The organism is Arthrobacter sp. SD76 (assembly GCF_049726125.1).
GTDB classification, from domain to species: domain Bacteria; phylum Actinomycetota; class Actinomycetes; order Actinomycetales; family Micrococcaceae; genus Arthrobacter; species Arthrobacter nitrophenolicus.
In genome coordinates this window covers 2173561-2200529 of record NZ_JBNBLR010000001.1, presented here as the reverse complement: position 1 = coordinate 2200529, position 26969 = coordinate 2173561, and the positions used below count along the sequence as shown (strand labels likewise).

Below are 26969 nucleotides of genomic sequence, written 5' to 3'. Positions count from 1 at the left end.
CCGGGGTGGGGCAGCAGGGGCCGAACCGCACAACCAAATGCTAACTCCGGGACCGACCGCTTCCTAGCTAGCCCGTAATGCGGCTTTCGAGTCCACCCATCAGACAGGTAAACCCATGGCTACACCAATAGATTCCATCGCAAGTACGAGCTCACGGCCCAAGAGAGGAGGTCTTTGGGCAGGCGTAGGTGCACTCCTCACCGCCGGGTTGATCACGGACACCATCTATGGGTCGATGTACGGGCCCTTGGTCACGTCTATCATGGCTGAAACGAATTTCACGGCCGCAGAGGTCGGATGGTTCTTCAACGCGACAACCCTTGGTACCGCTGTTTCGGTCGCGCTCAGTTCCCGCATGGGAGATATATACGGTTCGCGGAAGGTCCTTATCGCCGTTTCCATCGTGGCTTTGCTGGGGTCCCTGGTCGTAGGCCTGATGTCCGACTTCTGGCCACTAGTCATCGGACGATTCCTCATCGGCTTCTCGGCCGGTCTTCCACTGAGCTGGGGAATAGTGCGCCCCAGGGCGGACGCAACTCAGACGCAACGCATTTCCGTTTGGCTCGGCACCGTATGCTCGCTCTTCACTCCGATTGCACTAGTGTTGGCCGGCCTATCCGCAACAGTAGGGCTCTCATGGCGCTCAGTGACGTGGTTCATTTTCGGACTGTTTGCTGTGCAACTTTTCTTCGCCTTGGCATCCCGACCTGCGCCTATCCAACCCCGCAGTACGACGAAGACTACCAATAACTTGGACTGGGCCGGAGCCATTGGCCTTGGCCTCTGGGTTACCGCGATCCTACTAGGCGTCAATGCCGGAGCCGAGAACGGGTGGACTTCCCCGATAGTTCTCGCCTACTTTGCGGCCGCTGCTGTGCTATTTGTGGCATGGCTTTTCCAACAGCGGCGAGCCACGTCGCCTGTTATGTCGTTTGAGAATATGGATCTGCGCCAGACTGCGTCGGGCTACCTGGCGATGATGGTCATCGCGTTCCTTGGGCTTTCGTTTTTCGTCGCACTTCCGAACATGATGCAGAACCCGAGCTGGGGCTTGGGCCTTGATCCGCTTACCTCCTCCTATCCTCTCCTGATGGTGTTCCCGGGGACACTGGTCGCAGGCCAGCTGGTCAAGTCCCTTATGCCGCGGATTGGCCCGAAGGCTTTTCTGCCGTTGGCCGCGGTATCCTCGCTTGTTGTCACCTTGGGCATCGCTTTCGCGCACGACAGCTACTGGTTGTTCTTCCTCTGGAGCTTCCTGTATGGGGCACTGGTCATGACCATTTACGTGTCGGGCTACATGCTCGTGGCGGCGTCAACTCGTCAGGACAACACGTCATCTGTGTTCGGCGTCCTTGCCGTCATCCAGTACCTCTCAGTTGCGGTTGCCACCGCGATCGTGTTCATCGTTATTGCACCCGGACCGGACGGTTTCACCCCAGAGTCGTCCTGGACCGGGCTCTGGGTCGGACTTTCCGTCCTCCTGGTGGCCGTGGCAGTTGTAATGCGGCTGCTTGCCCCGCGTGAACTGACGGACCGTCACGCTGTCAGCGCACTTGGCGACCTGACTGACGGCTTGGAAACCGGCGTAGTACCACCCGCTGGCAGCGTCCCTTCGGGCGCTGTCAAATAGATCCCACAGATTGTCGCTCACCTCGCATTCATCCCGAAGATGTGAGTGTCCGTACAGCGTCGGCCATTCCCCACTTGGACGTTTGGGGAATGGCCGGCGCTGACGTCGGGGCAGTCGATCGTCGCCGATAATTGCCCTCAGCTACTCCTAATCCCGTTAATGGACGCCAATAACTGTGATTCTGTATAGCTAATGGGTTCCGCTCAGGCAGGTGGTGATGAGGGTCCGGGGGAGGACCTTCACGCGACCTTGGCATGGAGCTGGTGTGAGTTTTTTTCTTCCCGCCTTGTAATCTCCGCGCCGCATGGCAGGGGCAATTCCTTCCCGCTTACATTCTGGATGAGCGGGCGTGCGAATTCGGCAAAGGCACCCATGGCGGAGAGCATAACGATGCCCACGGGGGAGTCCACGCCAGTGAATAAGAAGCTTTCTCAACGAACACGACGCGCGCTACTTTGGGTCAAGCTTTGGACGAGCACACGGAGATCGTCAAGGTTCGGGGCGAGCCGGCCCGTGCTATGCGCCACCAGATGGCCCCACTGCCGTCCGTACGCGGCAGTTCGGCCAGTGGGCGCTTCGCGTTCTAGTCCAGAGGCCTAATCCGCACATACCTGAGCCGCTGTCCGATCACCGTAACGTCCAACCTGGCCTGCGAGGTACGTGTTCTTGGACTGTCCTACAGGAAGTCAAGATCGCTCCGCCAGTTGTCAGGTCGGGGTGTGATTCAGTTTGACGCCGCCAGCGTCTCTGACCGCCCTGCCATTTGGTCGATTCGACGGGTACCAGCCACTTCGCGGCATCTACGTCCAGCATCAACTACAGCCTTAGTCGTGTTTCTCCAAAGAAGAATGGCGTGAAATACGAACTGCTTGGCGCGAGTATGTCTTTAGACGCAGATGGATCGATCCTATGGTGTCTGTAGACCCGGTCCGTATGACCCGCAACACGCAAAAGAGCAGCAGCGCCTTTCAAAGTCGATGGGCGCGACTTCGACTTCCACTCAATAATTCAGTGGCGATGGCAAGCGACAGTGCACATCGCTTCAAGGAAGGATGACACTCATGATTCAGACGCTGATGAGCCGACCCAAAGTGAATTCATTCGGTGACGATCTGGTCGTCCGGAGCGCCTTCGCGCAGTTCCCCTCGGGTGTGTCGGTGCTTGCGGTCGATATCGAGGGTGACAAGCACGCGCTCGTCGCGTCGTCGTTCATGGTCGGCGTATCTCTGGAACCATGCCTCGTTGCCGTCGCTGTGCAGAAGTCCTCCGAGACGTGGGAGATGATCAAGGATGCCGGCTCGCTTGGCGTATCAATCTTCGGCAAAGGACAGGGTCACCTGGCCCGCAAACTCGCTAGTAAGGACCGCGCTGCGCGCTTCGACCAGAGCGCGATCGAAATCAGCGAGACCGGTGCCATCTTTATTGAAGACGCAGCCCTGTGGCTCGAGTGCTCGATCTACGATGTTTCCGAGGCGGGTGACCATTGGATGGCCCTTCTTGAGGTGCAAAAACTAGGCATTGGCGAGAATGAGCCACTGATTTGGCATGATGCGAAGTTCCGTGAACTCAGCGACTCGCAGCAGTATCTCGACCTCCGATAACCAATACGCTTTGCATGTTCTGTCGCGACAGATTTGGATGGCGTTGGTCCGATGAGCGCGGTGCCGCGAGGTTGCTCTGCAGTTTTGGACACACATCGATTCTCAGGACAGAAATTAAACCTAAAGGTCAACAGGCTAGGCCGATACAGCATCAGGCTGGAACCAGCTGTTGAAATCAGCGCTGCGGCGTGGGTGAGGAAAGAGCACAGGTAAGTCTTCTGGACAGGCATAAAGTCTGAGCTTTCACCCAGGCCGGTGACGGTTTTTAGTATCCGGCAATGAGCTGTCTAGTACGTCAATTTGAATGACTTCGAATACCTGCGTCCCCGGGTCGCGAATGCAGCGCCCGGAATGGCGGGTTCACTCGTCTGGCACAGCAACTAGTTTCGCGCAGGCGGCGAAGAGCGGTACTGCGAGGGAGTGCGTCCGGACCAGCGTTTGAAGGCCAGGGTGAAGCTGGAAGCCTCCTCATAGCCGAGCCGACGCGAAATCTCGGAGACGGAGGCATTCGTCGTTGCCAACATATCCGTTGCCAACTCAAAACGGGCTTGATCCCGCAGTTGGCGAAAAGTCGTACCGTTCTCCTCCAAACGCCGCTGCAACGTGCGGGCAGAAGTGTTCAACGCAGCTGCGACATCCGTCGCGAGTACCCCCTTGTCCACCGTGGTCTTCATTGCATCAACCACACTACGAGCCCAGTCCTGCTCCAGCCGAAATTGCCGGAGCTTCTCCTTTGCCTCACGGAGGTAAGTCTCGTGCTGGAACGAGTCCCCGAAGGGCAGCGGCTCGGTCGAGAGGCCCTCGTCCCATTCCAAACCGACCGCCGACGCCCCCAAGACGACGGGCGCAGCGAGTATCTTTGCCAGTTCCGGAGACACCTCGTTCAGCGGAAGCTGTGCCACTGTCAGAGGGAATGGATCCTTCATGCTAATCATCATGAGACTTCGCAAAGTGCCAATGACATCACGATAAACGCTGAAGGCGACCAGCTCCGGCGGTGCACCGGTGTGCTCTAGCCGAAGGCCTGTAATCACTCCCTGGCTGTTGATGATAGGTGTGGACTCGATCATCGCGTATGCCAAATCGGTCGCGGTTGAGGCCCTTACAAAATGCTCCAGGGTAGGGGACGTTGTAAGCGCCAGGCCCTGTGTACCAAAGGAAGCAAGGAAATAGCCGTACCCTGCCTTCACCCACAGATCAGTCCGCCCCGCCGTCAACTCCACGAACTTCAACTCGAACGCCAGCTCCTGCTCGCCCGTGACGAAGGAGCCAGGAGTCTCGGCTACATCTGGATGCAGTCCGGCCGCTTGGAAAGCTGCCAGATGATCCAGCCCAGCTCCTATGAGCACATCTCGCAGGATCCTGATGCTGAAACTTGGAACTCGCACATGGCGATACGAGGAACGACGCACGGATTACTCCTTTGGTCGGTTAACTCCTCGGCGGGGTCCGCCTGCTGGCACCGCACGCGGTAAATGCGCTTCGATTTTATACCGTCCGCTGGATTCGACGAAGGCGGCCGCGGTGCTCAAGCGGGATCGGAAAGAATTGCAGCGTCCGGTTAACCTCGTGAACTCCGACTGCTGGCCACGGCCACGGTAATCGACGCATCCCGAATCTTCCCGGTGCGGTTGACTGCGATCGAGCAGATGCACTGGACCGCCCCGGTCTTCGCCGTCGAGTCTCAGGCGCGCGCCTAATGGCCAAGCGGGCAAGAGCACAACGGCGGCGTGCCCCAGTGGTCCCATCTGTTCTCGAAAGGAACACATCCTCATTCATCAAGAGGCAGTCCAAGGGGACCGCGGGACGGCGCGTGCCATACCAAATCACTCAATCTGACCCACTCAGTGTTCAATCTGATCTCAGCGGTGAGGAACAGTTTTGACGAGGCCGATGCATAACGGTCTATGCGAAAAACTTCCGAGAACGCGGTAGCAGGTTGCGCATCCAGCAGCGGTTACCAGACGTGGCGCGAAATCACAATTGATTGGCGGGACTCCGGCTCTTAGGTAAAGCCGCATATCTGTAGCGTGGTGTGTGGCTTCCCTATTGATACAACTCATGAAGGAGGGAGGCGATTTTCATAGTCAAGCAGGAGATTGGAGCCTCGAGATGTCACGTGAAGAAGCGTATTCCCGTTGCCCGTCAGACTCTTACGTAGAGCGCTACGGCAACGAATGGCTGGTTGTGCCGTTTGCCCCGGTGGAGCAACCGTATTTCTTCGACTGCCACCTTGGTGGAACGCCCCTGTTTGGATAGAACTTCCCACCGCGCTCGACGATTCAAGTCCGGAACGGTCTGGCCGGCGAATGATTTGGGCCCTGTCGTGGAAGATTTAACGGCTTACAAAGCACTATTTGGCGAACTGTCCACGGCTGTGCATAAAGAGTCCTGAAAACGACATAAACCGATATATGAAAGAGCAACACCCTAGATGCAAACCATTGAAGACCTTCCAATCGTGGTCACCGCAACCAACCGCGCGAGCATGGAGTCCCAGCTGGAGGAAGCAGTGGCGGCTGCCCAGGCAAAGGCACTGCGTGAAGGGCGCCGAGGGATACTAGTGACTCAACACGACGGCAGCTCCTTTACCGTCGACCTCAGCCATGATGTTCCATTTGGTCTGACCCGCGAACACCAGGCATGGTGAATGTACCCAGGAACGTGGCGGGGCTGGACAGTCCCGACCGTCTTTACCGGCGGGGGCGGGCGTCAGCCTCGTCCTTAACGAGCTGACACAGCTACGCGAACACGCGGCCGCACCGCAACCGCCCCTTTTCCGGTCCTTACGGAGCAGGTGTGACGGCCAGGCTCAGCCGGTCGACGCCGTGCATCGCATCAGCGGCGCGCACTAGCGCTAGATGGGAGAAGGCCTGGGGGTAGTTGCCTGCCATCCGTTGTTGTTCCGGGGCGTACTCTTCGCTGAGCAGGCCTAACTCGTTAGCAAACCCGACGAGCGTGTCCATGAGCGCCGTTGCTTCTGCTTTGCGGTTGGTGCGGGCGTACTGTTCCACGAGCCAAAAGGAGCATGCGAGAAACGGGTGCTCGCCCGGTTCAAGCCCGTCGATGCCCGTCTCGGTCCGATAGCGCATCAGAAGACCTTGCTCTGTGGTGAGTTCCCTTTCCAGTTGCGCGACGGTGCCAAGCATATGTTCGTCGTCGTATGCCAGGAAGCCGACCTGCGGCAGGGTCAACAGGGCTGCGTCTGTTTGTCGGCCGCCATACGTTTGGGTGAAGGAGTTCAGCTCCCGGTTGAAACCCTTCTCCATGATTTCTGTCCGTAGACGCAGCCGCAGTTCGTCCCATCGGTCGGCCGGGCCCGGGAGGCCGTGGTCCCGAACGGCCCTTACGCCGCAGTCGAAGGCCGCCCACATCATGACCCTCGAATGCGTGAAGTACTCGGCTGGTCCTCGAATTTCCCACAGGCCGCAGTCTTTGTCTTCGAAGTGTTTCTCTACATAGCCCAGCAGTGCCCGCTGAAGCGCCCAAGAGAAGGTGTCTTCTTTGCCGCCGGCGAGGCGCAGTCGCTCAAGGGAAACCATGACTTCGCCGATAACATCCGCCTGGTATTGGCCGACGGCAGCGTTTCCGATCCTTACCGGTCTTGCGTCCTGGTATCCGGGGAGGTGATCCAGTTCGCTCTCCGGAAGATCTCGTTCACCGGCTACCCCGTACATGACCTGAATGTCCTCGGGGTCGCCGGCAAGGGCGCGAAGCAGCCAATTGCGCCACTTCAGCGCCTCCGATTCATATCCATGCGTCAACATCGCTTCAAGGGTTAGTGCGGCATCGCGAAGCCAGCAATAGCGGTAGTCCCAGTTACGCGAGCCACCGAAATCCTCAGGCAGGGAGGTCGTGGGTGCGGCGACGATCCCGCCGGTCTCATAGTGGGTTAGTGCGCGCAGAACGAGCAGGGATCGCTTGACGTGAGCGGCGTAGGCACCGTCCTGTCTGCAGTGGCCGCCCCAGCGCGTCCAATAGTCGATCGTGTCCTTGAGAGCTGCATCGAAATCCAGCGTCGGCGGGGTCTCCCGATACGACGGAAACCATGTCAACTCGAAGTCCACCTTTTCGCCGGCAGCGACTGCGAATTCACCGATATGTCCTTGATCATGGGCTTCAGGTAGGTGCTTTCCGTGGAGGGCCCAGGCATCAGGCCCAGCCATGGCCAGGAGGGTTTCCCCACCGGGACTACGGCGCGCCCGGCTCGTCCACGGCGTGATCGCCCCATAACGGGGCCGGAGAAGAAATTCATGACGGAGGGAAACTGTTCCCCGGAGCCCGGTAATCCGTCGCAGGAGCGAGGAGCGGCCTCGTCTGGCTGGCATGAAGTCTGTGACCACGATCTGTCCCGTTGTAGTCTGCCACGTCGTCTCAAGGACAAAAGTTGATTCCAAATAATGACGATCCAGGACCACAGCAGGCGTCTCCGCAGGGGCAATTAACCACCTCCCGTGCTGTTCAGTGCCCAAAAGGGCACTGAACACCGAAGGGGAATCAAAACGAGGGAAGCAGAGCCAGTCCGCGCTCCCGGTACGGGAAACGAGCAGCCCGGTTGCGAGGTTTGAAAGTAGCGCATAGTCCTCTATCGGTGCCGCCATGGATATACCTAAGCACGACGGGGGGCGGAACGGTAGGGCTTGAACTACTTGGCCGAAGTCGGACGTTTACGAAGAACCATTCCTTCGGCCAGCTCTATATCAATCCGGTAGCACCAAGCGGCGGGGAATGCGATCGCTAGGGCTTTCGAACGGCAGGCGGATTGCGAGGTCACCGAGTTGGTCGCGTAGCTGCGGGCAGGATCGAACCCTCCGAATTCGACTCCGTGACTGCTTGGGCGGCATCCACCCACCGTTTACGTGTCAACACCAGGATCAAGGCTGCTGTCAGAATTCCGATGCCTAAGTAGGTGATACCCGCATTGGTAGAGCCGGTGTACTTCGTGAGGAGTCCGAAGACGTACGGGGCGACGAGTCCGCCGGTCATGCCCAGCGAGTTTACTGCAGCTATGCTTAGGGCGGCTCGATAGCCAGAAAACTGCTGTTGAATAATTGCCCAGAATCCACCAGTGGAACCGTACAGTCCGGCGGCAGCAACGCACAACAGCAGCATCGAGACGACGAGTGATCCAGACACCAGAGGCACGACCACGAAGATGGCTCCACCGAGGGTCAAAGGTATTACTGTGTGCCAGATTCGTTCCTTCTTCCGGTCCGACAGTCTTCCCACGACGATCAATGATGTGCCACCGATAACATAGGGCACCGCGCTAAGGAAGCCGACAATAGTATTGGATGAGCCTTCGGCCAGGCCTCGGATAATTTGCGGCAGCCAAAATGCAATTCCGAAAAATCCGCAGGCCAGGAAAAATTGGATGAGCGACAGCATCAGAACCTTAGGGTCGGTCAGGGTTTGGCGAAATCCGCCCGTGTGACCAACGGAGCCGCTGACCGCGTCCCGTTCCATGGTGAGCCTGTTCACGAGCCAGGCCTTCTCTCCTTCGCTCAGCCACTTGGCTTGACTCGGCGAGTCCGATATGGCGATGTAAAGGAGGAGTCCCAAGAGGAACGCCGGAATTCCGAAGAGGATGAAGATCCAGCGCCACGAAGACAGTCCGAACCAGTCCGACGAGTCGAGGATCAATCCGGAGAGAGTGCCGCCAATTATGCCGGCGAGCGATGAGCCTAGCAGGAAAATCGCGGCTGAACGGGCTTTGTACGCAGCAGGAAAAAAAACTCGCAAAATAAAAGATGACGCCCGGCGCCAGACCCGCCTCAGCAACGCCCAGGAGTATGCGAGAGACGATCAATTGCGTTTCATTTTGGACGAAACCACTCGCAATTGTTACCAAGCCCCAGGTAATAGCTATGCGCGCGAGCCATATCCGAGCGCCGATCCGGTACATTATCGCGTTACTCGGCATTTCGAGGAGAATATAGCCGGCAAAGAAGATACCGGCAGCGAACCCGAAGGCTGCGGGATCAATACCGAGCTCGGTACCCATATCAAGCTGGGCATATCCAAGGCTGATCCGATCCAGAGACGACACGACATAAAGAGTCAGTGCCAGCGGAAGGATCCTCCATGAAACCTTGCGCATCGTTACCTTCTCAACTGCGCTGATTTTCGTGTTAATTAAGTTGGGCATTTTTCCTCCATAAACAGGGAATGGGCGGAATCAAACACAAACAGGGGACGGCACAGCGAAAAAGACTGTGGAACAGGGGCCGCTGCGTCAGCGTGGTAATAACGTGCTAAATGAGCGCGACTTCGGAAATCGCACCGGTACTTCCCGTACGCTTCATCGCAATCTGCTCGAGGGATTTGCGCGTGCTTGTCATTGCGAGTGCCGAAACGGGGTGCACTACGTGGACACGGACACCATGTGGTTAGCCGCTGAATTATTGGCGGAGTAGCCAGCGTTTTTCAGCCAAGCATTCAGTCCTGATGGGCTGCACTCACCGGCTGGATGAAGATAATGGGTCTACGCGACCATCGGTGGCGGTTGCGCGAAAATCACCAACACGTCGAGCGCTTCAACATCAGCTCCGCGAACAACGACTGGATTTGACTCCATCGCCTCGAGGCCAGCCTCGCGCAGGGCCCATGCCGCCCCGGCGAAGGAGAGCACCGCGTCAGCGATCGCCTCGCGGTCGGCCGGTTCGGTTCCTCGCGCTCCGTCAAGGAGCGGTGCGGCCCGCAGCTCACTCAACATCTCGGAGACGTCGTGGCGCGACACCGGCAACGGACGAAGGGCGACGTCCTCGAGTACCTCCACCCAGACGCCTCCCAACCCGAGGGCAAGGACGAGCCCCCACTCCGAATCACGTGTCACACCCATGATCAGCTCGACGCCGGGAGGCCTCATTGGTCCGAGCAGCACGCCCTCGATCCGTGCATCAGGATGATGTTCGCGAGCTCGTTCGGTGAGTGTCTTAAAAGCGGCTCGTGCCTCTTCCTCATCGCGGATGTTGAGGATGACTCCGCCGATGTCGGACTTGTGCACGATCTCGGGCGAGCAGATTTTTGCGACCAGCGGGAAGCCGTAGGCGGCGGACACCTTGCCGATGTCGTCCACCGAGGTCACGAGGGTCGAGGGCGCGATGGGAACGCCGAACTGAGACAGCACCTGACGCGCGGTTGCTTCCGACCAACGCCGGTCGTCGGGGATCGTGATCTCTGGAGTGTCTGTTGAAAGCTCACCTTCGTTGAGAAGCTGACGCCGTCGTTGTGACCATCGGTCGAGTGCGTGAAGCGCTTCGAGGCCACGATCTATCGACTCGATGACCGGTGGGGTGCCCAGCTCCAGGCGCAGTTCCATGTCGGCTGGATCCGCATTCATCGCCATGTCAGCGAATGCAAGAACCGGCTTCGACGTGCTAGCGGCCAGCCGAAGATGCGCCTCGGCGAGCCCGCGCCGATCCGGGTTCAAGTAGGTGGGCGTGGCCAGCCCGATGCCTTGCGTGATGAGGATATCAACCGATGGATCATCGGCGAGGATGCGCGCGAGCTCCGGCAGAATTTCCTTGGCATCGATGGTCACCGCGGCCGTGACATCGAGAGGGTTCTGCGCGGTCGCGAATATCGGGAGCCCTGCCGCCCTCAGCGCGTCAGCCGTTTCCTCGTTGATCGTCGGCAGATCGAGGCCGAGTCGGTCTGCCCGGTCTGTGAACACTTCGCACGCAGATCCCGCGCCAGTCACGACGGCTGCCCTGACCCCCGGAAGTTCACCATAGCCCTCGAAGAGGGCCGCGGTCGTCACGAGGTCTTCGAGCGATGTGCAGCGGACTGCGCCAACCTGCTGCAGTACCGCCTCAATGATGCGGTCGTCGCCCACCAGTCCGCCCGTATGGGCGACGGCGGCCCGGGCCGACTGCTCACCGAAGCCGGCCTTAAACACGATCACCGGCTTGCCGGCGAGTGCCGCACGACGACAGGCGGTGGCGAATTCGAGAGGTGATCTGATGGCATGAACGTAGAGGCAGATGACCTTCGTGCTGTCCTGGTCAATCAAATAGTCGATGCAGGCAGCCACGTCGAGCACCGCCTCGTTGCCAACGGTGATCACATGATCGAGCCCAACCAACCTCGTGGGCATGTGGGCGATCATCTGATACGCGAGGGCGCCGCTCTGAGAAACGAGACTGATCCCGCCTACGGGGGTTTCAGGAACTGACAGCCCGAAGCCGAACACGCGGCCGCTGAAGTTGACGAACCCCATGTTGTTGGGGCCAAGGAGGACGAGACCTCGCTCGCGGCAGTACTCCGAAATCTCGTGTTCGAGCGTCTTGCCCTCAGTTCCTGCTTCACCGAATCCCGCCGCTAGTACCACGAACCGCGTGACTCCGAAATCTGCAGCCTCCTTCAGCGCGCCGAGCACGAACTCGGCCCGAACGAGGATGAACGCGACGTCAGGAACGATGTCCAGGTCTGCCATCGCCGCGACCGTGGGCAGGCCGAAGACCGTCTCAACCCGTCGACCCACGAGCCTAACCTCGCCACCGTATCCGCCCGCACGAAGGTTACCAAGGACCGTCTTCGCCCAGGCGGAGCGACTGCTTGCGCCCATGATGGCGATCGAGGTCGGTTTGAACAAACCGTCCAGGGCAGGCCGCTTCGCGTGCGGGAAGGACATCGTTGTGCTCCTCTGAAAGAACGTGAATCGAGCGTGAGGCGAATCAACGGGCGCCTGCTGACCTGCAATCCATAATACTCTGATTTTGACACAAACTAGAATGCAAATCTAGTGGAGCAACGCGAGCGCCCTGCGCCGTCCCTGCTCTGTTAAGCGCACATCCCTGAATTGACATGGAATCAACTAGAACACGGAACTAGTCTCCGGGTTGACCCCGGGCGAGGCCGGTGTAGGTCCGCCCGCAGAGCGCTAGTTGCCGGGTCGAGGATTCACTGTCCGCCTGTTTCACTCCTGCGGGCCTGGTCAGCCTGCATGCCGGCGACTGCCCACCGGATTTGCGATTCGGCAAGGGCGAGACCGTCGGTCATGCTGCGCCGACCTGCGTACCAGTGAGTCAGGAGGTCTTGCCAAATCGCCATGACGAGGTCTGTCAGCTTGTTGGCGTCATCCGTCGGAACTCCCTTGAGACTTATCGAAAACGTTTCGCGAATGGACCGACGGAACTCGGTGATCACTTCGCTCACGTACGGGTCGGATGAAGCGCTCGACTGCACATTGATGGCCAGGAGATTCTTCTCGCGCTGATATGCACGCGTGCCGCGTCGGACAGTGGCGATGAGGTGTTCGCTCATGTCTTCGACCACAGGAGAAACGCGCCCAGCGAGGGGCTCGGACCATCGGACAAGCGCCGCTGCGAACATGTGCTCCTTCGAAGCGAAGAACCGATAGATCGTCCCGAGTGCTACGCCCGAATCTGCCGCGACGTCTTTCACGCTCACGCTGGCGACACCGCGTTCGCTGACGAGGTGAATGACGGATCGGAAGATCAGTTCACGCTTTGCGCGCTGTGTCTCAGTCAGGTCGTGAAGGGGGGCTTCGGCGTTGATCGGGCTATCCGGTTGCATGATAAACCATCATAAGTCCGGCCGACCTTAGAATGCTATTCTATTGGCATCTTTCGTTTGAGCACTTGATTAATCGGGACTACTTGACAGAAAATAGATCCCGAATCTACTGTTGTCAGCGGACGCGCCAATCGCCGCGCGTCCCGCAAACACAAAAGCGCTGTCCGATGAGCACTTGCCGCCACAGCGGGGTCATCATCAGCGGTGCCCGCACCCCGTTTGCAAAGAACAACGGGTCACTCGCTTAGGATCGCTGCTTTTCCACTGGGCGCGCACGCCGTGAAGGATGCCTAGGGCGGCGAAGCGCCCGCGTCGGAGATGGACGCAGTGAACATGGGGCAAGTCAGCCAAGGTGGCAGGCGGACAGGGCGACAACAAAAACAACTCTTAGACACGTGAGGAAACCTCCATATGACGGTCCGACTTGGACGCATCTATCACCCGAGCCACCGGACCCCGGATCTTGAACCTGTCGAACGGTTCTTCCGGGAGGTCTTCGGTCGGCACAGTCTTTCACGAAGCAGCCTCGTCATGGCTGGGTTAGTCAAGCAGGCGCCGGAGTACCCGGAGGACTACTGCCTCTTCACGCCCGTTGCTGATCTGTTTTTCGACTCGATAGTGCCGGAAAAATATGTCTGGGATGGGAAGCAGCCGTACGCCAGCGTCGCGCAACCTTACCTGGACGGATATGGCTGGGCGGTAGACGAAGGAATGCAGCAGATCTGGGACGCCTGCCAGGCAAACGGGATCCGGCTCACCGACCAGTGGAACAATGTCGTCGAGGGGCCGGTGATGGCGACCGCGTCGTTCAAGTCAACCCCCCTGTTTTGGACGCTCGAAGACGACACGGGCCTGCGCTACGAGTTCTACCCCACGACGAGCATCTCGAACTACGACCACCGCAGCGTCCCGGGGTGGACACTGCCGTCAGTCCGTGACTTCGACCCGGTCTCCATCATCCGCACGTCCCACCACACGGTGCTCACCCACGATATGCCGCGGGCCAAGAAGTTCTTCGTGGATATTCTTGGGGGCGAGATCTTGGACGAACGTGTGAATCCGGTTTGGAACACTCGGAGCACGTTCATTCGACTTGCCGATGACGTCCACGAGTTGGCCGTTCCGATTGAGGCAGGTTCGCCAGCCGGGGAAGCGCTCGCTAAACGGAGCCCGCTTGACGCATATTACTCGATCGGTTTCCACGTGGCCGACATCGACAAGGTCGTGCGGACTCTTGAACGCAATGAGGTTGGGACGATCTACCGATCCGACACGGCAGTGGTGGCAGACCCTTCGACAGCGATCGGTATCCCCTGGGGATTCTACGCAGAACTTCCTTTCGCCACGACCTAAAAACGCACTCGAATGCATCAACACGTGTAAAGCCCGATCCATCAAGAGGAAAGGAATTTCAATGACAGTGACGCAGCTTACATCTGTCGCCACGACCTACCAGGAGCGGGCCGCCGCTTGGTTGCAAGACTTCGAAAACGCCCTGACGAAACCGGATCCGGGGGCGCTGCATGAACTCTTCGCGGATGACTCGCACTGGCGCGACATCGCCGCGTTCACGTGGGATGTCGTCCAGTTCTCCGGCCTTGATCGGGTCGCGACTGAGTTGCAGCGATCGGCCGCGGCAGTCGTCCCGGTGAACTTCGCGCTTGATGCTGATCGTCCCGCCCCTGGCGTGAGCCGTTTCAACGATCACGAGGTCGTCGAGGCCTTTTTCACCTTTGAGACGCAGTTCGGCCGATGCGCTGGGCTGGCCTACTTTGTGGAGGAGGACGCCCGTGCCAGCCACGGGCTACGGGCGTACGTTCTGTCGACGGTGCTCCGTTCTCTGCACAATGTAGTAGAGAAGCACACGGGCGAACCCGATCCCGGCTACGGTTTTACTCCGGAATGGCCCGGCCAGACGTGGACCCAGTACCGCGCGCGGCAGGTCGCGTACGAAGACCGCGAGCCGGAGGTCCTCGTGGTCGGCGGCGGCCAGGCGGGCATATGCACCGCCGCATTGCTGGACAACCTCGGCGTGGACACACTCGTCATCGACAAGTTCGAGCGCGCGGGGGACAGTTGGCGAACGCGCTACGAGGCGCTGAACCTGCATTCGCCGACGACATTGTCCGATTTCCCGTTCATCCCCTACCCTAAGACATTCCCCAAGTACCTGCCGCGAGACAAGCACGCCGACTGGGTCGAGGCGTACGTGAAGTTGCTTGATCTCAACTATTGGACGAGCAGCACGTTCGTCGACGCCGTTTACGACGACTCCACACAACGCTGGACTGCCCGGATAGAGCGCGGCGACGGCAGCATGCGTGTTCTCAGGCCCGCACATATCGTTATGTCAGTGGGCGGCTCAGGCGGGCGTCCCCTCATGCCAGCCATGAAGGGAATCGACACGTTTCGCGGTACCGTCGTCCACTCCTCGCAGTTCACCAGCGGACGCGACTACCGCTCCAGTAAAGCGCTCGTCGTGGGAGTGGGAACGAGCGCACACGACATCGCGCTCGACCTCTACCGGCACGGTGCCGACGTGGCGATGCTGCAGCGCGGGCCGATCACAGTCGTGAGCCTCGAAGAGGCCAACACCGTCTACGGCAGCTACATGACGGATATGGACCAGAGCGAGGCGGACCACCGTTACTACGCAGGTTACGTGTACCCGTTGATGGTCGAGGCGAGCAAGAGGAACGCTCAACGGAACCTAGAAGTCGATGCCGAGCTTCTCGAGGGACTCGCAAACGCCGGCATGAAACTCGACATCGGCGAAGACGAGACCGGCTGGCAGATGAAGTTCGCGCGCTACGCTGGTGGCTATTACCTCAACGTCGGCGCGTCCGACGTCGTGGTCGAGGGCGGGATCTCGGTCATGCAGTACGAGCACGTGGACGGCTTCGTGCCCGAGGGCGTCGCTCTCGATGACGGGACGGTGCGCGAATTTGACCTCGTCGTCATGGCAACGGGGTATGAAGGACTTGAGGTAGAAGTAGAACGCTACTTCGGCACCGACGTGGCCGAGCGTGTCGGCCCGGTGGGGCGGCTGGGCCCGGACGGAGAGCGGCGCAACTTCTGCAAGCCAACCCCCCAGGAGCATCTCTGGTTCACGTTCGGCGGGATTGTCGAAGGACGGCGCTCGGCCTCGTGGATGGCGCTGATGATCAAAGCTCAACTCGACGGGCTCGTGCCCGCGCTTCATCGTAGTGAGGATGGAAACTCATCGGGCGTGAGGAAACCTCGACGAACACGTTCATGCGGATTGGCGATGCCTGAGTCACGCGTTCGCGAGCACACGTGGCAGCCGTTCTCGACAGGGCACGGGTTCCTCGAAGCACCGCGATGGTATGAGGGCTCCCTCTGGGCCAGTGACTTCATCTCACGTGAGGTGATCCGCTTCTCACCGGACGGCGAGCACGACACCATCATGAAGATCGCCGGCATGCCCGCGGGCCTGGGCTTCCTGCCCGACGGCAGCATCCTCGTGGTATCCAGCGAAGATCGGCGCGTGCTCCGTCGCCGGCCCCATGGAGAACTGGAGTTTTACGCAGACTTTGCCCACATCGCTGGTGGCCGTGGGAACGACATGATCGTCACCTCGGCTGGACACTGCTATGTCGGCAACTTCGGATTTGAGCGAGGCAAGGACGAGCCTAGGTCCGCCCGACTGACCCATATCGATCCCGAACGCCGGGTGAATCCGGTCGAGGGAGAGTTGATGTTTCCTAACGGCATGGTCGTGGACGGCGAGACCTTGATCGTCGCCGAGACTTATGGGCATCGACTTACCGCTTTTAGGATCGACAACGACGGCAGGCTGATCAGGTCACATGTGTGGGCGCAGTTGGGTGATGATCAGCGTCCGGATGGAATCGCCCTAGATTCTGACGGGGGCGTCTGGTACGCCAACGCTCAGGCCGCTGGGGACACGAGTGGCTTCTATCGCGTCGAGGAAGGCGGACGGATCACGGACCGGATCGTGATGGACGGTGCGTGGGCGGTTGCATGCACGTTCGGCGGGGAGGATCTGAGCGAACTGTACGTTATCGGCGCGCGCACTTCGCTAGAGGAATTTTATGCCGGGCGCAGTGACGGTTTTGTCGGACGGGCTAACGTCGGCCGCCGGGGTGTGTCCGGGTCGCAATAGGCGGCTCGCACCGAAAATACCCTCCTGGCTATACGGCAGGGAGGGAAAAGCAGGCTCAAGCGCGTACTCGGCAGCAGAGGCAGCTGGATCGGCCTAGCGAAATCATTGGTTAAGGAACGTACAACTTATGGATGCTAAAAGAGGACACCATGAATCAACAGCAACCGCATTGCGCTCAAAGTGGGGCGACCGGTCGACGGAGAATGACATGTGCGCCGTAGCCGCGGAGCGCCACTGCGACGACGTTGTGGGCTCGCTGCCGACGTTGACGATTCGTGGTGCGGTGTTGAATTCGTTGGGGGTTGAGGGTCCGTATGCGGGGAGCCGGCCTATAACGGTGGATGAGCTTATTTTGAGTGGTCCGGCGGCGGGTGAGGTGTTGGTGCGGATTGAGGCGGCGGGGCTGTGCCATTCGGATTTGTCGGTGGTTAATGGTCCGCGTCCGCGGCCGGTTCCGATGTTGTTGGGTCATGAGGCGGCGGGGATTGTCGAGGGTGTGGGCCTTGGGGTTGATGTTGGGCTTGTTGGCCGTCGGGTGGTGATGACTTTTTTTGCCGCGTTGCGGGCAGTGCGAGGCGTGCCTGACGGAGGGGAAGTTGCCGTGTTCGGCTGGGAGCAGGAGTAATGAGCAGGGGATTTTGCTGGGTGGTTCGTCTCATTTGACCCGTGGCGGTGAGAGGGTGGCGCACCATTTGGGTGTTTCGGGGTTTGCCACGTACGCGGTGGTGGATCATCGGTCGGTGGTGCCGGTGGGTGCGGATGTGCCGCCGACGATTGCGGCCCTGCTGGGTTGTGCGGTTTTGACCGGGGGCGGGGCGCTTCTGAACGCTGGGCGTATCACTTCCGAGTCGAGCGTGGCGATTGTCGGTTTGGGGGGAGTGGGTATGGCTGGTTTGTTGGCTGCTTTGGCTACTGGTTGCCGGAGTGTGATTGCGGTGGATGCGCAGGAGTCCAAGTTGGATCTTGCGCGGCAGTGGGGGGCTACCGCGGCGTACACGCCGGAAGAGGCGTTGGAGCGGTCGGTGGCTGTGGATGTGGTGCTTGAGGCTGCGGGGCATCCCCGCGCTTTTGAGACCGCGTTCCGGCTTTTGGGCCTGGGTGGCACGTTGGTTACCGTGGGTCTGCCGGCTCCGGGGGCTGTGTCTTCGATTGAGCCGTTGCGGCTGACTGCGAAGGCGCAGTCGATCGTGGGAAGTTATCTGGGCTCGGCTGTGCCGCAGCGGGATATTCCTGTTTTTGAACAACTTTGGCGTGAGGGGAAGCTTCCGCTGGAACGGCTGGTCTCGCGGCAGATCAGCCTTGACGAGATCAACGAGGGCATGGACGCTTTGGCGTCGGGCAGCGGGATCCGGCAAGTCATTACTTTTGAATCAACAGAGTCAGAACGGAAATAACTGATGGGCATCCAGAGAACTGATCACGATGTTGTGGTCCTGGGCGCGGGTTTTGGTGGCCTGGGCATGGGCGCGCAGCTCAAGCGGGCGGGCATTGAGAACTTCGCCATTTTTGATAAGGGTCCGGGCCTGGGTGGGGTGTGGCGTGATAACAGTTACCCGGGGGCTGCCTGCGACACTGAGGCGCACCTGTACTGTTACAGCTTTTTTCCGCACCGGCGGGTCAGCCGGATGTACGCGGACCGTGATGAGCTGATGGGCTATATCGGAGCGTTTGGCTGCCCGGTTCGCGCTCGGCCCGCACCTGAACTTTAACGCCGAGGTCACGTCGGCGGTGTGGGATGTGGAGAAGGTGCTGTGGCGTTTGCAGGTCGCTGGTTCGGGCGAACACACGGCACGTGTTTTCATCCCGGCGTGGGGCCAGTTGAACACGCCGCTTGTGCCGGATTTTCCGGGCATTGAGGAGTTCCGGGGGATCGCTTTTCATTCCGCCCGCTGGGACCACGGCGTGGATTTGGCGGGGAAGAAGGTCATCAGCATCGGTTCGGCGGCCAGCGCTGTCCAGTATGTTCCGGAAGTGGCCAAGGTCGCCGGGCGCCTGGAGGTCTTTCAGCGCAGTGCGAACTGGATCATGCCCCGCAACCAGGTGGTCTTCAGCGCGGAGCAGCTTGATACTTTCGAGGAGCGTCCGGAAACGTTTGAGCAAAGCCGCCGGACCCTGCATGATTTCCGGGAGAGCGGCTTTGAACGCACGCGTCACGATACCGACGCGCAGCGGGCCGGTGTTGATCAGGCGTTGGCCCATCTTGAGGCGCAGGTTCCGGACCCGGAGCTGCGGCGCAAGCTGACCCCTGATTACGAGTTCGGATGCAAGCGTATTCTGCGCAGTGACGATTACTACCCGGCGTTGACTCGTGGGAACGTTGAGCTGGTCACTGAGGGCATCGAGGCTATCGTCCCGGAGGGTGTGCGCACCCGTGACGGGAGGGTCCATGAAGCGGATGTGATTATTTACGGGACGGGGTTCAGCAGCCAGGCGTTCCTGGGTGATTTGCAGGTCATCGGGGCCGCGGGTGGGAACCTGCAGGACCGGTGGGCTGAGGGCGCGGAGGCTTACCTTGGGATGAGCGTGGACGGGTTCCCGAACATGTTCATGATTTACGGTCCGAACACGAACCTGAACCACAACTCGATCATCACCATGTTGGAAATCCAGCAGGCTTACATTCTTGAAGTTCTCGAGCACCTGCTGCCGGTCCCGCAGGCCGCGGTGGAGGTCCGGGGCCAGGTGTTGGCCTCGTACAACACTGCTTTGCAGGACGCGATGGAAGGGTCGGCTTTTTCTTCTGACTGCTCGAGCTGGTACAAGAACGCCGCTGGCAAGGTCATTAACAACTGGTCCGGGACGGTTGAGGAGTACCGCAGCCTGGCCGGGCAGTGGAGGCCGGCCGACTACCTGGTTTCCGGCGCCGCGCTGCCGGTGAGGGAAACGACGGAAGTATGACAGCTGAGCTCTCGACGGCGGCTGTCCCGCTTGATGAAGTCGCGCCAGATGCGGTGGCCCTGATCCGGGCGTTCCGTGACGGGGGAGGGGTCAGTTTCCAGGACGTGCCCCTGGAGCAGGCCCGGGCCGCGTACGAGGCCGGCTGCGCCGCGAACGGGATCCCGGTAGTGTCACTGGAGCGCGTTGAGACCCTGCAGTGCCCGGTCAAGGGCGGTGCTATCGGCCTGCGCCGCTACCATCCCGGGACCGGGACCGGCAGTGGCGGGGCGCCGCGTCCCGTTGTTGTGTTCCTGCACGGCGGGGGCTGGGTGATCGGTTCACTGGACACGCACGACCGTCTCTGCCGGCGTCTGGCCGCGGTCAGCGGCCTGGATGTGGTGTCCGTTGAGTACCGGCTGGCCCCGGAGCATCCGTTCCCCACCCCGCTCGAGGACAGCCGCGCCGCTCTCGAATTCGTCAGGGACAAAGCGCCGGAGTACGGCTGGGACCGGAACCGTATCGTCGTGGCCGGGGACAGCGCCGGAGGCAACCTCGCCACGGTCCTTGCCACGGACCCGGTTCTGTCGTGAACGGAACCACCATCATCGGCCAGGTGTTGCTCTACCCGGTGGCAAACCTGCTGGACGAATCGGAGTCGTACGCCCGGATCGCTGAGGGTTTCCCGCTGACTGCGGACTCGATGCGGTGGTTCCGGAGCCTTTACCTGCCCGATGGCCAGACGGCCAGTGACCTGCGCGTCTCGCCCGGGTTGCGCAGCCGCGCCGATTTCGCCCGCAACGGTGTGCCCGCGGCCTTCGTGGTCACGGTCGGGCTGGACCCTTTGGCCGATGAAGGCATCGCCTACGCAGGCCTGCTCGCACACGCCGGAGCCATGGTGGAGCACCATCACCTTCCGCGCCACTCCCACGGCCTGTTCACCTCAGCCGGGTTGATCCCGACCGGGGCAAAACTGTTCGACCGGGCCGCGAACTGGCTGATCGAACTCACCAACCCAACCAAAACCATCAGCTAACCCGGCCCCCCGCCCGTGCCCGGCGGCCCCTGCCTGCCCTGGCGCCTTACATCACGCCTGGATGTGTCTCGCAACCCAGCACGCCGGATCTGTAAACCCTGCGGCCGGTGCTATCCGGCCCGCAGCTCCTGACCACTTCCCGAGGACATTTTTTCCATGACAGTTACTTCCGTGCTGCCCACTGTTCCCGCAGCCGAACCCATTTCGCCCGAGCGCGAGGCCGCGCTCCTCGCATCGGTGCCTACCGGACTATTGATCGGCGGGAAGTGGGTGGACGCGTCCGACGGCGGCACCTTCGACGTTCACGACCCCGCTACCGGGAAAGTGCTCGCCACCCTCGCCTCGGCCACCAGCGATGACGCCATCAAGGCGTTGGACGCGGCCGACGCCGTCCAGGCGTCCTGGGCGCGCACCGCACCCCGGGTGCGGGCTGAGATCCTGCGCCGCGCCTTCGACCTCGTCACCGAACGCGCCGAGGACTTCGCCCTGCTGATGACCCTGGAAATGGGCAAACCCCTGGCCGAGGCCCGCGGCGAAGTGACCTACGGGGCGGAGTTCCTGCGCTGGTTCTCCGAGGAAACAGTCCGCGACTACGGCCGTTACCTCACCACCCCCGAGGGGAAGAACAAGATCCTGGTCCAGCACAAACCCGTCGGACCGTGCCTGCTGATCACTCCCTGGAACTTCCCCCTGGCGATGGCGACCCGGAAGGTAGCCCCCGCCGTCGCGGCCGGCTGCACCATGGTCCTCAAACCCGCGAAGCTGACACCGTTGACGGCGCAGTACTTTGCGCAGACCATGCTCGACGCCGGCCTCCCGCCGGAGTCCTCAATGTCGTCGCCTCCTCCTCCGCGTCCGGGATCTCCGGGCCCTTGCTGAAGGACTCCCGGCTGCGGAAAGTCTCCTTCACCGGCTCCACTCCCGTCGGGAAGCGGCTCATGGCCGACGCCGCGCAGAACGTCCTGCGGACCTCGATGGAACTGGGCGGAACGCCCCTTCATCGTCTTCGAAGACGCCGACCTGGACGCCGCCGTCGAAGGAGCCATGGCGGCGAAGATGCGGAACATGGGCGAAGCCTGCACCGCCGCCAACCGCTTCCTCGTCCACGAAACCGTCGCCCACGAATTCACCACCAAATTCGCCAAAGCGATGGGCAAACTGTCAACTGGCCGCGGCACCGACCCGTCCACCCAGGTCGGCCCGCTCATCGACGCCGGCGCCCGCGACGACGTCCACGCCCTCGTCACCGCCGCCGTCGACGCCGGCGCCACAGCCGTGACCGGCGGGGCACCCCTTGACGGGCCCGGCTACTCTACCAGCCCACCGTCCTCGCTAACGTCCCGAACAACGCAGCCATCCTCGGCCAGGAAATCTTCGGCCCCGTCGCCCCCATCACCACTTTCACCACCGAGCAAGAAGCCATTCGCCTGGCCAACAACACCGAGTACGGGCTCGCGTCCTACCTCTACAGCCGCGACTTCAACCGCCTCCTGCGGGTGGCCGAACAGATCGAATTCGGCATGATCGGATTCAACGCCGGCATCATCTCCAACGCCGCAGCCCCCTTCGGCGGCGTCAAACAATCCGGACTCGGCCGCGAAGGCGGAACAGAAGGCATCACCGAATACACCACCACCCAATACATCGGCATCACCGACCCCTACACGAACTAGCTATACTTCCCGCGGACGTCGTGATGAGCGTGGTGTCATGTGGAACGCGAAGGCCTCCGCTATCGATTCGGGCTACCACTCTTCCTGCCGCTAGGAGGCCCTCGTGTCCTACGCTGCCCATGCCAACGCCGGTCTGACTCCTAAGGCCAGGAAACAGCTTTCCTGCCTGGTCATTGAACAAGGCTGGACGCCGCGCCGGGCGCGGAAAGCGACCAATGCTCCACGGTTCGCCAATACATGGTGCACCGATACTGACTAGGCGAGGAGGGCATGGCTGCTCTGTTTTCCCGTCCGCGTCGCACTCCAAACCGCATATCCGTGCGCGCCGAGCGGCGGATTATGGCCTTGCGGTTTAGCCGCCGGTGCGGGACCGCACCGCATCGAGGCCCAGCGCTAAATGATCCACTTGACCGTGGCTAAGGTTCTGGCCCAGGCAACGAATGCCACCGGTGACCTGTCTGGAGCAGGGCACCGGACTATCCACGAAAGCCGGCACCCCAATACTATGAACACGACCATCCCGGGGAGCTGATCCGCGTCGACATCAAGAAGCTCGGACACATCCTGTATGGCGGCGGGCACCTCGCCCTGAGGCCGGGCGCAAGGCAGGAAGAACCGTAGCCAGGACCGGTACGCGTAAGCACCACGCCGTCGACGACCACTCTGGGCTTCGCGTACGCAGGAATGCTCGGCGACGAGAAGCAGGAGATCGCTGCCGCTTTCTGCATCTGCGCGGCCGCGTTCTTCGCCACCCACGGAGTGTTCGTCAAGGTCGCGTTCACCGATAACGGAGTCTGCAACCGCTCTGAGCCTTGGTAGCTCCGGTTCCATAGATCCAGTCCTGCCGGACCCGCCCCTAGCGGCCACTGACCAAACAGCAAAAGTAGTGACGACTTGTGGTGGTGCTGCATTTGTAGTCCAGTCTGACGTCGGCCAGAAGTCTGACTAACTGTGGTGTCTTTCGTTCGATTTGTCGACTGAACCGCGGAGCAGCAAAGAGTGCGCCCGGCGAAACGGATCTGACCCTATAGGAGATTGGACCAGAAGCGCCGTCACACACTTTGCGCCCGCCCGGCCGACCCTAGCGGTGTTCCTGTTCTGTTGTTGCCGCGGTCGATGCGCGGGTGGATGCAGCATGGCGTCCTGCACGGTAGCCAAACACCAGAGCTGGACCCAGTGATCCCCCGGCGCCCCCATAGATCATACGTGTCGGCGATGCCATGGCGTTGCCGGCCGCCCATAGCCCCGGGATAACGTCGCCGTGTACATCAATGACCTCACAGTTTGCTGTCGTCTGGGGCCCACCTGTGGTGCCCAACGTACTAATGTGAACCTGGACGGCATAGTAGGGACCTTGATCGATCGGTCCCAGGGTTGCCTGGCGGGTTGGGTAGTGCGTTCTATCACCGAACCATACGTCATGGGCACTATCTCCGCGGCCAAACTCTTCGTCGCGGCCGCCTTGGACGGCAGCATTCCATTTCGCGACTGTCTCTTGGAAAGCTGCGGCAGGAATGTCGAGTTCGGAAGCCAAAGCCTCAATCGAGTCCGCGCGGGTCACCCAACCTGGCATCTCTCGACCGGCCGGGATGCCAAAACCGCCGTACTGAGTTACGTATTCTTGGTCAAATATGAGCCAACAGGGGTTATTTACCCAATTAAAGTGGGTATCAAGGTGATGAAAGGGACCACCCAAGTCGTTGTCGCTTGCTGCTTCATTCGTGAACCGAACGCCATAGCGGTTGACCATGATCGACCTTGGCATGGTGCGCTCGAATTCTACGAGATGCCCGCGCTTCCCCTCGGGGTGCGTCTCATCTGGGATCGCCACGACTGGGACCCACCACGCTTCACGCATCGCGCCGAGCATGGCACCGATGCGCATTGACATGCGTAGCCCGTCGCCGGTGTTGGTCGGAACGCCCGTTAGGTGTTCGACGGGCCCGCGCAAGAATGCCTTCACCAGATCGGTGTCTCGCTCGAACCCGCCGGTAGCTATGATGACTCCGCCGCGGGCGTTGATGGTCTCGGTCCCAGCAACAGTTTCGCAGATGACACCGCGCACCTTGCCATCTTCAAGTACAAGATCGGTCGCACGCGTATGTGTTCGTACCCCGACGCCTTTATCCAAGCATCCCTTCAGGAGGGCGCCTACCATTGCGCGACCAAGTCCTTCTATCTTTTCGGTTCGACGTTTTTGATCAACATCGTCCTCCAGGAAGCCGGTACCGCCACCAATCGCAGTTTCAGTGATCAACATGTGGCGAGGATGACCGACAACACGATCTGCCCATTCTCCTAGTTCACCAAAGGAAAAGAGTTCTGGTTCCACCGACCGGCCCCCCCTCGGGCTTTCCGCCGGGATGTTCCGGGTGATAGTCGGGGAAACCCGGTACGAGCTTCAGACGGAGCGGGGTTCGGTCCTCAAGCCAGTCGATCATTTCGGGGCCCGAATGGACGAACGCTTCCGCCATTTCCGGGCGTACCAGGTCGTGCGAGAGGGACGCCAGGTAATCCAGGGCCATTTCTTGGGAGTCCGGAAAACCAGCGGCTGCAGCGTATTTATTGGCAGGAATCCAGGCGACACCACTCGACAGCGCAGTTGACCCGCCAATCTTGTCGCCCTTTTCCAAAACCAGTACAGAAGCTCCATGGTCTGCTGCTGACAGGGCAGCGATGAGCCCCGCTGCACCGGTTCCTAGGACGACAAAATCGTAAGTACTAGGTGCGAAATTCATGGCGCTTTTTCTTTCTAACGAGGAAGTTGTCATTAGCGACCCATCTACAACTTGATGATCGGGACCAGCGGGCAACCTGCAGTGGTCGCCTCACGGTCATTTCGGCAGGTTCGTCACCTGACAGACCAACATTGGTCTCTTGGATCCGAGTTGCGTATTGCCGTCGGCCACCGTGGAGCCCGGGACCGCGCATCGTTTCGAAGTACGTGAACGAGAGCGGTGAAAGCGCCAGTTCAATAGGAGAATAGTTCCGTGTTCTAGTTCAAGTCAATGCCAAGCTGATCTGACTCCTAGCAGGGCCTCGACGACAAGCCCCGCTTGCTAGATTCATGTTCTAGGAAACCGCCAAAAGTGTTGACTTCCGTACGGTTCGTGTGCTGAACTGGCGTTCCCCGGCGCCAACAAATCCGCGCTGGTGCCGCGTTCGGATATTCGTCCAGTTAACAGCGCATCCAATGAGGGATGACGCGCAACGCAGAAGATAGGACCCAGCTTAAATGTCACGTTTCAAAGACCAAGTCGCACTCATCACCGGTTCAGGCCGCGGCATCGGAAAAGCCACAGCACTGAAGTTCGCGGAGGAAGGTGCCTTTGTGCTCATCAATGACCTGCACAAGGAGTCCGTGGACGCGGTCGTTGCGGAGATCAATTCGCTGGGCGGCAATGCGGCCGCCGCAGGGTTTGATATCACGGACAGGGAAGTAGCCGCAAAGGCTGTTCAGCAGATCGTTGAGGACCATGGGTCCATCGATGTTCTGGTTAATAACGCGGGAGGCGAGAATATGCAGCCCGCAGAATCGTATGCCTCATGGGACCGCGTGATCGGGGTGAACCTCACGGCAACCTTCTTCATGTCCCAGGCAGTCGCCAATGCTTCCATGATCCCGCGCAACCGGGGAGCCATCGTCAATCTGTCGTCCCTTGCCGGCCTTGCGGCATTGCCCAACGATGTTGGATACACCGCTGCCAAGCACGCGGTTGTGGGGCTCACGAAGGCTTTGGGCGTGGAGTGGGCAAAGTACGGTATCCGCGTGAATGCAGTCTCCCCGGGAATGAGCGAGACGCCAGCTTCTTTGGAATGGCAGAAGCGCGAACCTGAGGCCTTCGAGGCACGCATCGCGAGGGTTCCGTGGAAGAGGATGGGCCGAGCTGAAGAGCAGGCTGCTGCCATTCTGTTCCTGGCTTCCGAGGATGCGTCCTTTATAACGGGTCATACGATTCCTGTCGATGGCGGTCAAATGGCCCTCAACCCTGGCCACTCAATGCGGCCCCAGTAATGTCTCGACGGGCATTACGGGTGGCGTCCTGTCACCCGCAGCCCGACAACTTCGCATCCTTTAAAGGGGGGGGGCAGGTTCTGTCCTGACCTCTTTGTGATGCCCTAGCAGCCTTGGGCGGCCGAGCTCCTGGAAAGGGGCCCGGCCGTCCGATAGGTCAACGTCCTATCGAGTCGGCTTCTGGCTGCAGGCATTACGGGTCTCAATCAGTAGTTCCGTAGCTATTTGAGCCCTGCATCGCGTTGAACCGCGCCGCGTCTTAACCCCGCTTTACGGAAAAGGCCCGAGATGCCCAGGCCTCAGGCTGCCCTCTTCCACCATAAATCGATCGATTTACGTACGGTGTGTGTGCTCCGAACTAATCCTCTCGCCCGGCAGGGAATCGAGTAGCGGTTCCTGCGGGTGGCCGGATTATTCGCCGGGGCCCAACGGAACCCCGCCCGGCGCGGCTGG

General features: G+C 60.4%; 17 protein-coding genes and 4 pseudogenes. 13 read left to right on the top strand and 8 right to left on the bottom strand.

The window, feature by feature from the left end; all coding sequences use genetic code 11:
* The first annotated feature begins 115 nt into the window (after positions 1-115).
* On the top strand, positions 116-1630 hold the full coding sequence (locus tag ACPEE0_RS10875) for an MFS transporter (protein ID WP_354177301.1): 1515 nt from the start codon (positions 116-118) through the stop codon (positions 1628-1630).
* Positions 1631-2691: 1061 nt separating this feature from the next.
* Complete coding sequence (locus ACPEE0_RS10870; protein ID WP_009359261.1) at positions 2692-3231, top strand: flavin reductase family protein; 540 nt, start codon at positions 2692-2694, stop codon at positions 3229-3231.
* 380 nt (positions 3232-3611) lie between these two features.
* Here the strand turns inward: ACPEE0_RS10870 and ACPEE0_RS10865 are convergent, their stop codons facing one another.
* Entirely contained in the window at positions 3612-4643 is a 1032-nt protein-coding gene (locus ACPEE0_RS10865) for a helix-turn-helix domain-containing protein (protein WP_354177299.1), read from the bottom strand.
* A gap of 1022 nt (positions 4644-5665) precedes the next feature.
* On the opposite strand from ACPEE0_RS10865, the gene ACPEE0_RS10860 reads away from it, so the two are divergent.
* Complete coding sequence (locus ACPEE0_RS10860) at positions 5666-5881, top strand: hypothetical protein (protein ID WP_009359264.1); 216 nt, start codon at positions 5666-5668, stop codon at positions 5879-5881.
* A gap of 136 nt (positions 5882-6017) precedes the next feature.
* Here ACPEE0_RS10860 and ACPEE0_RS10855 read toward each other — a convergent pair whose 3' ends face one another.
* The 5 genes and pseudogenes from ACPEE0_RS10855 to ACPEE0_RS10835 form a co-directional block, all read right to left on the bottom strand.
* A complete protein-coding gene (locus tag ACPEE0_RS10855; protein WP_424574490.1) occupies positions 6018-7832 on the bottom strand; it encodes a glycoside hydrolase family 15 protein in 1815 nt (604 codons plus the stop codon).
* 169 nt (positions 7833-8001) lie between these two features.
* Complete coding sequence (locus ACPEE0_RS10850) at positions 8002-8973, bottom strand: MFS transporter (RefSeq protein ID WP_424574489.1); 972 nt, start codon at positions 8971-8973, stop codon at positions 8002-8004.
* A 64-nt stretch (positions 8974-9037) separates the two neighbouring features.
* Positions 9038-9235: pseudogene (locus tag ACPEE0_RS10845) on the bottom strand (MFS transporter); the annotation flags it as partial.
* A gap of 480 nt (positions 9236-9715) precedes the next feature.
* Positions 9716-11866 carry an acetate--CoA ligase family protein gene (locus tag ACPEE0_RS10840; RefSeq protein ID WP_424574488.1) on the bottom strand — a complete coding sequence of 717 codons (2151 nt, stop codon included), beginning with the start codon at positions 11864-11866 and terminating at the stop codon, positions 9716-9718.
* Between the two features lie 269 nt (positions 11867-12135).
* A complete protein-coding gene (locus ACPEE0_RS10835; protein ID WP_009359268.1) occupies positions 12136-12771 on the bottom strand; it encodes a TetR/AcrR family transcriptional regulator in 636 nt (211 codons plus the stop codon).
* Between the two features lie 411 nt (positions 12772-13182).
* Here ACPEE0_RS10835 and ACPEE0_RS10830 point away from each other — a divergent pair, with 411 nt between their 5' ends.
* The 9 genes and pseudogenes from ACPEE0_RS10830 to ACPEE0_RS10790 form a co-directional block, all read left to right on the top strand.
* On the top strand, positions 13183-14124 hold the full coding sequence (locus ACPEE0_RS10830; protein WP_052014190.1) for a VOC family protein: 942 nt from the start codon (positions 13183-13185) through the stop codon (positions 14122-14124).
* A gap of 61 nt (positions 14125-14185) precedes the next feature.
* On the top strand, positions 14186-16918 hold the full coding sequence (locus ACPEE0_RS10825) for an SMP-30/gluconolactonase/LRE family protein (RefSeq protein ID WP_424574487.1): 2733 nt from the start codon (positions 14186-14188) through the stop codon (positions 16916-16918).
* Positions 16919-17183: 265 nt separating this feature from the next.
* Positions 17184-18312, top strand: a pseudogene (locus tag ACPEE0_RS10820) (zinc-binding dehydrogenase).
* Between the two features lie 3 nt (positions 18313-18315).
* On the top strand, positions 18316-18627 hold the full coding sequence (locus tag ACPEE0_RS10815; protein ID WP_424574486.1) for an NAD(P)-binding protein: 312 nt from the start codon (positions 18316-18318) through the stop codon (positions 18625-18627).
* The gene (locus ACPEE0_RS10810; protein WP_424574485.1) at positions 18587-19816 is read left to right on the top strand and encodes a flavin-containing monooxygenase; all 1230 of its coding nucleotides are present in this window, start codon (positions 18587-18589) and stop codon (positions 19814-19816) included. Before ACPEE0_RS10815 ends, ACPEE0_RS10810 begins: the two co-directional genes overlap by 41 nt.
* A complete protein-coding gene (locus ACPEE0_RS10805) occupies positions 19813-20385 on the top strand; it encodes an alpha/beta hydrolase (RefSeq protein ID WP_424574484.1) in 573 nt (190 codons plus the stop codon). Before ACPEE0_RS10810 ends, ACPEE0_RS10805 begins: the two co-directional genes overlap by 4 nt.
* On the top strand, positions 20382-20828 hold the full coding sequence (locus ACPEE0_RS10800; protein ID WP_424574483.1) for an alpha/beta hydrolase fold domain-containing protein: 447 nt from the start codon (positions 20382-20384) through the stop codon (positions 20826-20828). The genes ACPEE0_RS10805 and ACPEE0_RS10800 overlap by 4 nt, the downstream gene beginning before the upstream one ends.
* A 156-nt stretch (positions 20829-20984) precedes the next feature.
* Positions 20985-22501: pseudogene (locus tag ACPEE0_RS10795) on the top strand (NAD-dependent succinate-semialdehyde dehydrogenase).
* A 103-nt stretch (positions 22502-22604) separates the two neighbouring features.
* Positions 22605-23308 (top strand): annotated as a pseudogene (locus ACPEE0_RS10790) (IS481 family transposase); the annotation flags it as partial.
* A gap of 274 nt (positions 23309-23582) precedes the next feature.
* Here ACPEE0_RS10790 and ACPEE0_RS10785 read toward each other — a convergent pair.
* Both ACPEE0_RS10785 and ACPEE0_RS10780 read right to left on the bottom strand, forming a co-directional pair.
* Complete coding sequence (locus ACPEE0_RS10785) at positions 23583-24833, bottom strand: FAD-binding protein (RefSeq protein ID WP_424574482.1); 1251 nt, start codon at positions 24831-24833, stop codon at positions 23583-23585.
* Positions 24805-25239: an FAD-dependent oxidoreductase gene (locus ACPEE0_RS10780; RefSeq protein ID WP_424574481.1), complete on the bottom strand. Its 435-nt coding sequence runs from the start codon at positions 25237-25239 to the stop codon at positions 24805-24807. The genes ACPEE0_RS10785 and ACPEE0_RS10780 overlap by 29 nt, the downstream gene beginning before the upstream one ends.
* Positions 25240-25736: 497 nt before the next feature.
* Between ACPEE0_RS10780 and ACPEE0_RS10775 the strand changes: the two genes are divergently transcribed.
* On the top strand, positions 25737-26516 hold the full coding sequence (locus ACPEE0_RS10775) for an SDR family NAD(P)-dependent oxidoreductase (protein ID WP_009359450.1): 780 nt from the start codon (positions 25737-25739) through the stop codon (positions 26514-26516).
* The last annotated feature ends 453 nt before the right edge of the window (positions 26517-26969 follow it).